Genomic DNA, 13,004 nt, shown 5'->3' on the forward strand with positions numbered 1-13,004 from the left:
TTTTTAGGTATTAAAGTTCTATTGTTCCACCACGATTAATAATTTCTGCTTCAGCGTCCTTTAAGCGGGGACTGTTATACTTGCGCACCCGATACGTGAAGTAGGGGATCAAAATAAAGGCATGCATAATCAGTATAATAATCAATGGGAGGAGATAATCGGGCGAATAGATCTTCGCCAATGCAATCGGGCTGTCCAAGGGCAAATTCCGTTCACTGATCGTAACTCTGATCGGTTCATTGTCAACGGGTAGCTCCTTGATTTTTTCATTCACAAGCGTTGCGCTACTTTTAACAAAATCGTTCAGGGCAACGTAGTTTGTTGCCAAACCAAGCCTATCCCATTGCTGAAAGATCTGATTATAACTATCTGCTTTTTTGAATACCAAACTGTCCAACAACTTATGGTTGTTGTTATATTTAACTTGATAAGCATTCAATATGGCATTGGTACTTGCCGACACGTCAATACTTGCGGACGGACTGTTCAATATGGCTTCGGGCAGGTTAAAAGGTGGATTTCCCAATTCATTGCGCAGTACATTTGTTCGCTGATTTTTATAGGCCTGTAACTTACCTTTAAACAGCGCCTCAAAAGTCTGCAGCGATTCATTTGCGCGTTTATCGTATTGTGTGGTTAAATTTTTCACAAGCAACACTTTTTCATCTGCTTCTTTCTGAATTGCCTTTCTGCTGTTTTTCTCAATATTGACCAAATGGATCATAAAGACATAGCTGATCAGGCCAAAAACAACGAATACAATAAAAAACAAACTGGCGGTACTCTTCAGATATCCTTGATTGAGCATACGCTCTTTATTCCGTTTCAGCAGCTGCAACACAAAATAATAACAGACTACAATAATCAGGCTGACGGCTAGGCTCAGCAACATGCTACCCTCTGTAATATAGAGCATTCCAAAAAAATTACAGAGTAACAGGATGAGCAGGAAAATGGATGAAACCACATCCACAAACAAAAAATTCTCTTGTTTCATATAGGCTAAATTTTCTTTACTTCTAGATTCAAATATTAAAGATTAGGCTGGCCCACCGGCGGCAGATCTAAATACACCATGGAGGTTGTCTGCACCATGGAAGCAGTAGTATGTCTATATCCTGTAGGCGTCGCCTGGACCTTGCCTCGTCTTAACGCGGTGCCAGCAGTAAGGCAAAAGATCCAAAAAAGTACACTCAGCAATACAAAAGAGACCAGGACCATGTAGTAATAAAAGGGGTATTTTGACTTTTTCATCGGTCTTTATTAAAGTGGACAATTAACAATGTACTCCCAAACAGTACGGGGTGTCGGTGCTGAAACTTCCACATAGCAATATTTGGGTTTGCCAGGAGCAACTTCATAAATCCATTCCAGCTGGCCGGCTCCAGAAACAGGTCCATCTGTATGAGCAATAGGTTTACCATCGTAATACACTTTGATCTCATCTGGGATTGTTTTCGTATCATACTGCAAAATGACGCGTCCCGATTGATCGCCCAGGATATGCTTGGTCTTGGTGACTCCCTGACTACCGGACTCTACTTTTGCATCACAGTTAACGATCGTATTTTCAGCTTTTTTGTCGTCCCGTGGAAGCGCCCGATTTTTATCAAGTTCCCCTATTTGCAGCGAATCAATATTGCCAGGTAAGGTATTGTCGTCCCCATCAACCGGTCGTGTAGAAGAAGCGGCATGGTTATCCCGGCAATCGTTCAGTTCCTGTCTTAGCACCTCTATCGTATTCTCAGGATTCCATAGCAAGGCATACACAAGCAAACCGATAAGCAGAAACAATAGGGGATAAAATAGCCACCAGTTGTTGGCGAAAGATTTGTTTTTTACATGTTCCATTACGATCTGTGGATTAGAGATTTAAAAAAGAATACTAAACAGATCAGCACCAGTAGTACGATCAGCACCGACCAGTAAGTCACCGCTATATATTTTAGAAAGGCCAGAAAACTTTCTTTCTTGGCTATTTCTACATCAATATTTTCTTCTTTGACACCAGCCATAAAATACTCTTCGGGGGCAACCGGCGATGAAATGGGGGGGGCAATTGCAGGTACAGGCTCCAGGTTTTGAGATTGTTTTGGTGCACTAATATCAGCGATTGGGGGATCCATATCCGGAATCTGTGGGGGCAATGGGGTATCCTCCGGACTAATTGACTCCTGAAAGCTATCACCAAGAAGGTGCGGTTTCCGATTTTGGTTATTCTCAAACTTCCAGCCCCAGATGATGCAGATATCATGCCCATTGGTGAAAATAAGATTGTCCTCTGGATTAAAAACTGTCTGAAGAATTGCCCCCCAATACTGTACGTTGGCGTCTCTATTCCGCATAAGATCTTCGATACGTTTTTGAAGTTCCTCCATTACTAGCCAATATTGTTTGAGACCATATTCCCGATAAGACGAATGCTCTACCGGCTGAAGGCCCATATGTATGCTGTACCAATCAATATCATAGTTGTTTTTGACCGGTTTAGCCAAAAAATTCCGGTACTTTTTATCCAGGTTGAAGACCAAAAAATTACTGATTCTATCGTATTGACTAAACAGATAAGCATTGTCAAACGATAATGGAATGTACCTATCCGTTGCTATTGAATGAAATTTTTGCATTTTTAAACCAGTTGAAAAGGTGAATACTGTTCGACCAATAATTTTAATTCCTGATTGGCCTGCTCATCGTAATCGATATATCCTGCATTGACAAGGAGTGAAAGGCGTAAATATTCAATCCATTTGTTGTACTTCTGTAGTGCTATTGCGCGTACATCAATATTTTCGGCGTCGAATAAAGCAGATATCGCGCTGGCGGATGTATCAAGTTTTCGTTCAAAAAATCGATTGGGATTAGCTACCAAGATGTTTCTTGCTTCCTCTTTCTCTTCTTCCGTAAAATAGCCCACATCAAAATTAAAAATCAGTTCATTGATCACCAGGGAGAAGGTTTCGGTCAAAAATATTTCATAACCATGGTTAACATCTATCTCAGAAATGATATCATTTAACAATCTGACCATTTTGCTGGCGACATTTCGCTTTTTAAGCAGTTCCTTAAAGTAGCTCACAACGAAAATCAAACTGTTTCTATTCAGTCCATACGCGATGAAATCCCTGTACTGATCCAAGTTGTTGATCTTCATTAACCAAGATTCGAGAATTAATTGAACGTAATACTCAGATTTTGATGAATTGGTCTCTTCCTGCTGAAATAATTCAGCGATTTCAATACCACTGTCTTTTAAAAAGCCTTCAACAGCTTCATGCGATGAAAGCCAAAGATGCTTTTGCAGAATGGTCAGCATTTCTGCTTTCGACTTCGCCTGTTTGAGCTCCGGATATTGAACCAATAGAATGGACTCCTGTGTGGTTTCATCCAATATGCGACAACTGGTATCAACCACCATATGTTCATTCAGCAACTGAAAAATATCATTAGGGTTAATCGAAAGACAGTCTATAAAGGCGTTAAACAAGCCAAGATCTTTTACTAAGGCACTGTTAAATGCCAACTGAAACTGATTTACCTGACGCATCTGCGTTTCGCGCATCACAGTGACATCATCCTTATGAATAAAACGTTCGAGGTCCCGCTGTATCTTGGTCAGGATTGTGTTTAACTTTTGAAGGTTATGATTGATCTTGGTTTTATTCCCCGATACCTTCGCCAGGGATTCAATAATCAACGCAGACCCATCATGATTGATGGTAGCAACGTGTTGCCATGTTCTTTCAGCATCCTGGAAATGATTTTGGACAAAACCATAGCGTGTAAAGGACTGCTTCATGACTTTCAAAAAATTCTCCCTTTCGGGATGGATTGCGAGCTCTTCCCCTGCCTGTTCAAATCCGACAAACGTATCGTTTGAATACTTGTAATCGCGCAACAGATAGAAATTCTTGAACAGATTTTCCTGGCTTGTCCATTTTGTGTGCCAGTTACGCGACTGCGTAACGATCTCCTGTTCAAAGAAACGCTCAAAACGCGTGTGCCATTTGTAGTTTAATTTTTCAGCAGATTCCAGGTATTCACCGTCGTTTGTGGTGTCAAACTTGATCTGATTATTGAAAAAGGTAAAGATGACAAACAATGGCGGCAAGCTTGCTTCTTGAAGTGATTTTGATCGTTCTTCGACACTCCCGCCTACATTGTTCTCGATCCAGTTGTATAACAGCGATGAAATTTCGTTGACTTCCAGCTGCTTGTCATTGGTACAGAACAAGAGATTATTGATATTAAAATCAAGAGAGTATTTATTAAAAAGATAAGAGACCTTACCCCGCAATAACATGGCATCAATATTCTTTGTCGAGATATCCGATTGATCCAATGCCAAACGGCTACGGGCTCCCGGAAAGTCCAATAAATCATTGTATTTTAAAAACTCTTTGGATTCGACTAGTCTTTCGGGAATCGAAAAAACAAGTTCGGCAATCAGCGCTGACAATGCAGGGACCTCAATCTGAACCTCAGCACCATTCGTCAACTTGAAAATTGTGCTGCCCTTTCCAGAATCGGCACTGAGTTCGCCCAAGCGTTTGACATCAAGAATGGCTCCCCCCTCGCGCAGGACATTTTCAAACTTGATATACCCATGGCGTGCAAACTGTACCAATTTCAGCTTATTGATCAAGTTGATAAAAAGATCTGTCAATAGAATTTCCTTATTCCAGAGGATATCAAATATGCGCGACCAATCTGTAGCCTCATAATGATGGATAATGCGACCTATACGTTCGAAGAACCTTGTTTCATAAAGACCTTCAAACAAGATGGTATGCTGTGAAAGATTTTTTTCAAAATACTCCTTAATCTCAAGCACATCGAATTCGGTTAAAAAATCCTGCTGAGTTCCTTTTTCCTCAAGCTCCAGCTTTTTAAGATGTGCTTCAAAATCCCCTTTTGAAGGAAAGGAAGTAATTTTCTTGAGATCCAGAAAAAAAGCATCAAGCAACACCAATAGTATATCTTTTGCTGCCAGCAAGTTCACCTTTATTGGAAAATCTGGGAACGAGGGATCTTGATCAATCGTAAATCGAGTGACCAAGCCCGTACTTTCGGCACCAGTTCCCGGCGGATTTATTTGCTTTAGGAAATCATATTGTTTACCGTCATTTTCAATCTCAAAGGGCCTGTTTGTATCGCTCAACAGGTTTTTGATCAGATAGGATTTTCCCACCTGACTTGCCCCAAAGACAGCGATGACCGGTTTATTACCGATATTGCCCTGAACCTTTTTTATGGTATTCAAGCTGTTCTTCAAGCTGAGGAGCGCTTTATTACGTTCTTCATACTTTAGATTTTTGTCAGCCCATTGAATCGATCCCTGTATAAGATCGATCTTACCGGAAATAAATTCCTCGATAAGCTTGATTTCTAATTCAGAATAATTATTCGACATTTCTTTTCTATAAAACGAATTCACAAGTATCTAACCAATATCCTTGAACACTATCCAGGGTCTGATAATGGAGCTGGAAGAAACGCCCCGGCTTCTCATTCCCTTCATTATCTTCGATATGTTCGATCTTCAATATTTCCTTACTTTCATCCCAATCTCGGGCGATGGTCACCTTCAACGGTAGATGTCGTAATATTTCACCCCGCTCTTTATCGACCTGTTCTTCATAAAATGACTCATCGCGACCGACAAAACGGTTCTTGATAACCTCTTCAATCTGCCTGTGATCAATACTTAATCTATAGAGACCTGAATAGGTGTAGTTTCGCGATAGATATTTCGCATAGCCAAACTCAAAAGGAAGTGATTTAAGCAGAAAAGTCTGTTCATGTTTTTGTGGAGTCAAAATGACTTCTTTTCTATTCTCCACTTTGGAAATAATATGATCGGCCGTTGAACTCAGGTTTTTGATCAGCTCCGTTGTATTTAAATTGAAGTCCTGTATCTTCTTCAATTTCGCTGCCATCAAAGCGATAATTGCCCCCACGGCAACAATCGTCTTGGGATCTTCAACATTCCCCAAATTGTCTGCAAACGGATACCATTTTCCGATCCAATAATTATTGAGATTGATCACATTGGTCGGCGAAACAAACAGAAATTTTTTGAACAGTTCCTCATAGCTAAGCAGGGATGCAGGCTTTCCGGACAGGACCACAAAATCACACTCAAACTGGTTAATCACCAGACACATTTGACGAACCAATCCCTCAAATACACTAGAAACGATCTCATTGACGACCTTAGCCGATATTGTCCATCGGATTTCCAAAAAATTAAATCCTATTATCCGCTCAAAATAGTTGACAAGTGCACTATTTTCAAATTTGTGCCCTATGATTTCTTCGAAAGACATTTCCAAAGATTCTTGCTGATTGGCCTGTTGTAGGTACTTAAGTACAATAGGCTGTGCTACCTGATGGACAAATGATTTGCGCATCATCTTTGCGAGATAGCCCATATTATTGGAGTTCTCACCAAAAAATCCGTTGATCCGACTTTGGATGTCTATAATTCCCTTTGATCTCCCATAATTTTCTAATCCTTCAATGGCCGAATCATCCGTTTTTAGGGGACTGCGAATAATCAGCTTTTGGATCAACTCCTTCATCAGATCATCTCCTGCCAATTTAAAACTATCCCAAAATAGCGGTTGGGGAATCAATTCCTGAATCTTATTTGAGGTCTCAAGCTGATATTGATTGATGATAATATCAGTTGTTCCCGCGCCGATATCAATGGAAGCAATCTTTAACGTATTCTTATTATTGAATAAAAAATGGTCAATCACATAATTGTTGCTCCGCAGTTTTTTCGAAAAGAGGCTGTAAACAAACACCAGCTGGCTACATGTTGCCTCATCATACATCCAATCTTTTTTATCTTCCAGCTGGCTGAGGGTCTTGGATATATCCTGAATAGATGGAATAATCTCCGGCTTTTTAAACCAGTTTGTATTTTCATCCTGATCAAAGTAGAATCGTTGGTATCCATCCAGTAATTCACAGGCTTCTGCCGCTGCTTGTCTTAGGGCGATCTGCTCATGCTGAATCATACCAGTAGGGCATGATATCGTAATCCTTTTGATTGTCCTTGGCATAGTCATCTCGCCGTGTTCCTCCCTGAACTTAAAAGAATTGATCTGCACGTGCGCATGCATCAATACTTCCAGAAAAACAAACTTCATTAGAGAAGCCCTTGAAAACATCGATTTTGCACCAAATACCTCTCGCGAACTCTTTAAGCTACCGTCTAGGCTCAGTTGCTCTGATATGCCATTCAGATACACTTTCTTTACCCGATTAGTCTTAAGAGGTTGAAACTCCCATTCGCGGTCACTTATCTGATCATCCCATAAATAGCGTTTCGGGCTCGAGTTGTAAGTCTTTAGTTCGTAACCAAGATCTAGATTTGTACTTGCTGAATGGATCAATTTTTCTGCTTCAAAACCAATACGGGTCAAACTGGGAACAATAAATTTATTGTTGTGGTAATTATCTTTATCAATATTTCCAAAACTAGATTCGCTAAACATCATGTTCATCGGAAATGAGTTATTGTATTCAAGATGCGGATTGGTATAATCTTGAATGATAAGTTTCTTAACGCTATCAAAGTCAAAACTATCATCATCCTTATTCTCAAATAGAAGCGCACAGGTAGCCGAATTGCCGATATCAATGACGAGATCTACAGTTTTCTTTCTGATATTATCCGTAAAGAGCTGAATTTCGGGTGACTCCGTTTGAGCAGCCAGCCACTTCATCAGAAGAACATATTTGGCGATGTATTTTTTTATCGGATGTGTATATCTTTCTTCTTCATTTTTATCATAAAATAAGTCGGCCAAATACCGATCAATCCATGCAACAGAGTTGTCCTGCGTAAATAAGAAATTACTCAGATTGATTTCATCAGACTGGAGTCTGAAAACATTCTCATCCGGATTATTGCTCAACTGAGGACCAGTTTTATCATTTTCACTTCTGGCTAAAGACGTATCTACGGCAATGACGATTTTTGCCAGTGAAAACTCTTCATCACAAGTAAAAAACACGCGGACCCAATCTGTAGGATACAGCAAGTCTCTATTAATGGCGTTCTCCTTAAAAAAAGGCAACGGAATCCATTTATTTTGGTACTGCTTAAGTGTCTGCTTCAGATTACTTTCTTCGTAGACTTCAGTAACGATACCTGTACAGGTACTCAAATCAGCTTCATCTTTGAGACGCTTATTGATAACAAATCCCTTATCGATCAGCTCCTGTAAACGATAATAATTCTCATTACCTTCCTTTGTAACTTTAAATAAGGGATCGAGAATAAAATCGAAAAAATTGGTATCGAACGGTTGGTGGTAATAAAATCTATTTTCCTTGCCAAACTCGAGATCAATATTTACCTCATACTTGTAATATTGAATGCTCGAATTAGCAATCAAAGAAATCCTTTTCATCTATCTAATATGGTTTTGTTAAAATCTTGTTTGGAAATTATCGCCTTTGGGATTGGGTCCGTAGTCATTTACGAATCTGTCACTTTCGCCAAATGCCATCCAAAGACCGTAAAAAGGAATAATCTGGAACCACCCGGAGTTTCCACGATCGTGACAGCGCTTGGTATTTTGGGCAATGAGGAACCAGTAAAAAGGAAGTACAAATAAAAAGAATGCACCGCCCCCACCCGATACTCGCTCGATCCTAGCCGTTACTGCGGCAAGAAGCAAGAAATAGATATAGGCGATTAAATAACTGAGCCAGTATTCAGTCCTTCTGATTCTTCCTTTAAAACCAAATGGATTTGAGAACATAGCTTGCTTCGGATAAATCAATTGATGTTGCGCGGCAGCGAATGGATCGTCAATCCCGTGATATTGATTCAAGGAAGAGGTGTAGGCCCTCAGTTGACTCTCAACACTATTTTGATAAACTGCGGGTGCATTGTCTACTGCAATAACAGCATTTTCGGAAATGGCTTCTTGCGTGGAAACAGGTTCGTCTTGGTTTAATGGCTCAATGATTTCGATTGATTCTACAGAGTCTTCAACAACAGGTTTTGTTTCTTCCGGCGGAACGGAAAGATATAGAAATTCCTCCAGCTCACCGGCAGGTTGCCAATTTTCCAATCCCTCGTACCAAACTAATGTCTCTTCAGAAATATCGGTGGCTTTAATTTCCTCAAAGGATAGCGGGCCGATCCTTTTACCGTCAAGTATGTAAAAATATCTTTTCATTTGAACATCCAATTAATAATCGCTAACTCGTAATGGTTAATACAAAAGTAGCTGACAGAGTTCGCATGATTTTACGGGAAGCCGTAAAGCTGTCATTAAAATTCGAATGAATTGGGTAGTATTATAAGATTTAACAAAAATACAATCGAGTTCCTGGAGCCACTATAATTCTTTTGTGTAGTTTTGCATAAATTAAAGCCAAAACGTATTTCTTATCCATATGAATTCAAATCTTCCAATAAATCGATCCATATCTTGGCCATCCTTTTTAACTGTATTCGCTATTGTGATCGCTTTTCTTTTTGGTTATGAGTATATCGCCAAAACAGATGATATATTTAATGGCGTAATAATCTTCTGCGTTATAGCGCTAGTGTTGCGAATTACTATTCCAAAAAGTCATCGAAAAGGAATGAAAGCACTTAAACAAAATGACTTTGAAACAGCGGTTGTACATTTTAAAGAGAGTGTTGATTATTTTACTAGAAACAGCTGGGTTGACCAGTATCGTGTCATTACAGTTTTGAGTTCTTCAAAAATGTGCTTTCGAGAAATGGGCCTTTGTAATATTGCATTCTGTTATTCGCAGACCGGGCAAGCCGAAAAAGCAAAAGCGCTATACGAAGAAATTTTGGAAGAATATCCGGATAATGGAATCGCTTACTATTCGTTAAACACAATCAATACGTTTTCCAATAAGGCTGATTAAATGATCGAGCATTTAGCTGGATCTCTTATAAGTCGGCTGTTATATATGATCATAAAAACAAATAAGGGCTATCGGTGGATAGCCCTTTCTCATCATCTTATTGGTTAAAATATGGCACTAAATATCTTGAATGCAGTAGATATCGTTTTCAGCAAATATTCCTACCTCTTTATTTATCTTGCTTTCACAAAGGTAGCACGATCCCCCCAAGAGTCTTTACGGAAAACCGTAATCCTATATAAGAGATTATTTATATGAAGCCTAATTCTTTACAGTATGCAACAAGCTGTTCGTTTTTAGTATATCCAAGTACATCCTTCATGAGATTGAGCCGTTTCTCAATACTACTCAGGCTCGACGGACGAATATCACGCTGTTGCAGATATTCAGGCATCTCTTTTTGAGAAACACCTTCGTACAGGAGTTTAATGATATGCAGGTCAAACTGCGTAAACTCATGCGAATTCTGCTCCTGAATAAATTTTTTACTGTCGGGCGATTGGTACGTGCGGTTCTGATCAACAGCTTGCAATGCCTCGCGCAGATGTTGGCCATCGCGGCGTGCTTTGCGAACAAGGCCATCGATCTCGTTATTCTTGAACATATCATTGATCAAAGATGAGCGATCCTTGGCCGTCAGGACAATAACTTTGATATCTGGTTGTACAAGTTTGACAGCTTTGATCAGTGAAAGGCCATCCTTTATCTCCTGCGGACTATCATCATCTTCAAATTCGATATCCGTAATGAGTAGGTCATATGGTTCGCCATCGCGGATCGCATTTTTAATCCAGGTCAGTGCATGGTCGCAATAATAAACGTATTTGGTATTGTGAATACCGAGGTCGTGCAAGGTTTTCTGCACAGAAATGTTGGCTATCTCGTGGTCTTCGGCAATGAGTACTTTCTTAAACATACATTATTGTCTTTTTATAATGGGATAACGGTCGTGATATTGAGCCCTTTTCCCGGTTCATTGACAAAGGTAATTTTACCACCCAGGCTTTCAATACGGGAAACCGTATTTGCTAAACCTTTTCCATTCGATTTTTCTTGTGGGATCCCTACACCATTATCTTTATAGAATATCTTGAGCTCTTGGTCTGTTATTTCAAAACGTACGACGACCTGTTCTGCCTGACTATGTTTCTTCATATTGACCATCAGCTCCTGAAGCACATGTTTGACTTCATCTTTAATGCGTTTGCTGATATCGTCCCATTGTTCGGCATCGTTACCGGCGATTAATACCTTCCGATGGTCAGCGGCAAAGGATTTGAGTAAGCTGGCCAGTTGCTCGTTATAAGGTATCTCTGTAATCGTTTCCTGTTCGACATCGTGCGAGATATCGCGCGACTGATGGTACATATTTTCCAGTTTATCGAGCACACCATCGCGATCCACTTCATCGCCATGTTCAATTTCCGACATTACCCGATAGATACCATTGGCCACGACGTCGTGAATCTTTTTGGAAAGATGAAGCTGTGTTTCTTTGACCCGATTCTGTGCTTCGAGTTCGAGACGTTGCTTGCGTCGTTTATACCAAAGGGTTCCCCCACCAACAGCTAATAGGAGTAAAAAAATACTTGCACCTGTAATCGCACGTTGTCTAACCAGTCGGTTCTGCTTTTCGACATTTTCTTTTTCCAACCGCAGGTTATCGGCTTTATTTTTTTCGACTTCGTAGCGGATTAGAGCGAACTGGTTTTTGGCGGCGGCGCGGGCTTGCTGGATGCTGTCGCTTATTGTCTCAAATTGATTAAAATAAAAGGTAATTGAGTCTGACGAGCCTACCTTTATCATTCGTGAGAGGCCTTTCATCTGATCATCTCCACTCTTAAGTCGTCTCGCCATGGCTAGCTGTTTTCGAGCATAGAATAGGGAAGAGTCTGGATTAATCCTTTCATAATAGTCTGCTAAATGAGCTAGACTTGCATTCAGGCCCCATAAATCTTTTTTTTCCTCTCTAATCTTCAGGGCTCTTAAAAGACCTGAAACTGCTGAATAATTTGAATTTCTACGCCATCGGACGTAGCTTATATTCGACAAAGATCTTGCATACTCAGTTGGCAAAGCATGTACTTCATTTAATACACTATCTAAAATATCAATTGCTTTATCATATTCTTTAACATTCATATAGCTCATTGCTAAATTATTTTTATAAACTGATGTTGTCAATGAGTCGTCTGAAAAGTGAATAGCTTTTTTATAGAATAGAATTGCTTTCCTATAGTCACCAAGCTTATTAGTGCTGGCTCCCAAATTATTATAATCGGAACTTAAATATATACGATGTTTGGGGTTTTCGAAATTCAAAAAATTCAAGGCCTGTAAGGCGGTCTCCTGTGCTCCAAAATAATCTCCTAGATCCTTTTGCAAGATTGCCATGATAATTAAACAATTGCCTGTATTTATACTGTCTTTAGATTCAAGGAAAATATCTTTAGCCCGACTAAAATTTAAAAACGAACTATCGGAAACACCTTGTTCGAGATAATTGTATGCAATATCATAAAATGGATTTTCCACTGAAGGTTGTTTATCTATTTCTTTCTTGTAACAAGAGGAAAAAAATAACAGGGAGAGGAATATATAAAGAGGCTTCAAGATGGTTCATTTTTCTCGAAAATAATTAAAATTAGCCATCAAAGCAATATATAAATTTAAAACGGGAGGTAACTAGATGCTACCTCCCGTTTGTGTATTTGTTATGGTTTTGGTGGCCGAGGTGGAATTGGCGTGCTCGTTTCCCCCCCGTTATCCCCCGGATCCACAGGAGGCGTATCTGCCGTTTGTACTGTTGGTGTTCCTGCGCTAGGCTGTGAATTAGACGGTTGACCGATTCCAAATAGAAAATATAATATTAAACTCCACATGATTCAAAAAATTTAAAAAGTTGAAAAAATGAGTAGTCCCCGTGCACCATGCACGGGATTGCTACAAATGTTTTCAGAAGGCCTTCTGAATTTTTTGGGAAGTAAGAGTGTCAATCGCGGGAGGCAGAAGCTGCTTCCCAAACCGGCTAAAGACTACCGCGAGATCTTCTCATTGTGAAATCAGATTAGTATCTTAGTTTATATTTT

Annotated in this window: 11 protein-coding genes; 2 read left to right on the forward strand and 9 right to left on the reverse strand. The window is 39.7% G+C overall.

The annotated features are described in order from the left end of the window. Positions 1–10: 10 nt before the first annotated feature. The 6 genes from A9970_RS13430 to A9970_RS13455 form a co-directional block, all read right to left on the reverse strand. Complete coding sequence (locus A9970_RS13430) at positions 11–997, reverse strand: hypothetical protein (RefSeq protein ID WP_182982646.1); 987 nt, start codon at positions 995–997, stop codon at positions 11–13. Positions 998–1,263: 266 nt separating this feature from the next. Beyond that, entirely contained in the window at positions 1,264–1,851 is a 588-nt protein-coding gene (locus A9970_RS13435; RefSeq protein WP_182982647.1) for a hypothetical protein, read from the reverse strand. Further along, complete coding sequence (locus A9970_RS13440) at positions 1,851–2,627, reverse strand: hypothetical protein (RefSeq protein ID WP_182982648.1); 777 nt, start codon at positions 2,625–2,627, stop codon at positions 1,851–1,853. The genes A9970_RS13435 and A9970_RS13440 overlap by 1 nt, the downstream gene beginning before the upstream one ends. 2 nt (positions 2,628–2,629) lie before the next feature. Then, positions 2,630–5,413: a virulence factor SrfC family protein gene (locus A9970_RS13445; protein WP_182982649.1), complete on the reverse strand. Its 2,784-nt coding sequence runs from the start codon at positions 5,411–5,413 to the stop codon at positions 2,630–2,632. Positions 5,414–5,420: 7 nt separating this feature from the next. Further along, on the reverse strand, positions 5,421–8,429 hold the full coding sequence (locus A9970_RS13450) for a virulence factor SrfB (protein ID WP_182982650.1): 3,009 nt from the start codon (positions 8,427–8,429) through the stop codon (positions 5,421–5,423). Positions 8,430–8,447: 18 nt separating this feature from the next. Continuing rightward, the gene (locus A9970_RS13455; RefSeq protein WP_182982651.1) at positions 8,448–9,206 is read right to left on the reverse strand and encodes a DUF805 domain-containing protein; all 759 of its coding nucleotides are present in this window, start codon (positions 9,204–9,206) and stop codon (positions 8,448–8,450) included. Between the two features lie 412 nt (positions 9,207–9,618). Between A9970_RS13455 and A9970_RS13460 the strand changes: the two genes are divergently transcribed. After that, positions 9,619–9,915 carry a tol-pal system YbgF family protein gene (locus tag A9970_RS13460; protein WP_182982652.1) on the forward strand — a complete coding sequence of 99 codons (297 nt, stop codon included), beginning with the start codon at positions 9,619–9,621 and terminating at the stop codon, positions 9,913–9,915. Between the two features lie 250 nt (positions 9,916–10,165). On the opposite strand, the gene A9970_RS13465 is transcribed toward A9970_RS13460, so the two are convergent. From A9970_RS13465 to A9970_RS13475, 3 genes are all read right to left on the reverse strand, one after another. Next, entirely contained in the window at positions 10,166–10,831 is a 666-nt protein-coding gene (locus A9970_RS13465) for a response regulator (RefSeq protein WP_182982653.1), read from the reverse strand. A 14-nt stretch (positions 10,832–10,845) separates the two neighbouring features. Continuing rightward, a complete protein-coding gene (locus A9970_RS28920; RefSeq protein ID WP_182982654.1) occupies positions 10,846–12,450 on the reverse strand; it encodes an ATP-binding protein in 1,605 nt (534 codons plus the stop codon). 179 nt (positions 12,451–12,629) lie between these two features. Next, a complete protein-coding gene (locus A9970_RS13475; RefSeq protein ID WP_182982655.1) occupies positions 12,630–12,797 on the reverse strand; it encodes a hypothetical protein in 168 nt (55 codons plus the stop codon). A gap of 28 nt (positions 12,798–12,825) precedes the next feature. Here A9970_RS13475 and A9970_RS13480 point away from each other — a divergent pair, with 28 nt between their 5' ends. Next, a complete protein-coding gene (locus A9970_RS13480) occupies positions 12,826–12,975 on the forward strand; it encodes a hypothetical protein (RefSeq protein ID WP_159332799.1) in 150 nt (49 codons plus the stop codon). Positions 12,976–13,004: the final 29 nt, after the last annotated feature.

This window comes from Sphingobacterium sp. UME9 (assembly GCF_014170215.1).
GTDB classification, from domain to species: Bacteria; Bacteroidota; Bacteroidia; order Sphingobacteriales; family Sphingobacteriaceae; genus Sphingobacterium; species Sphingobacterium paramultivorum.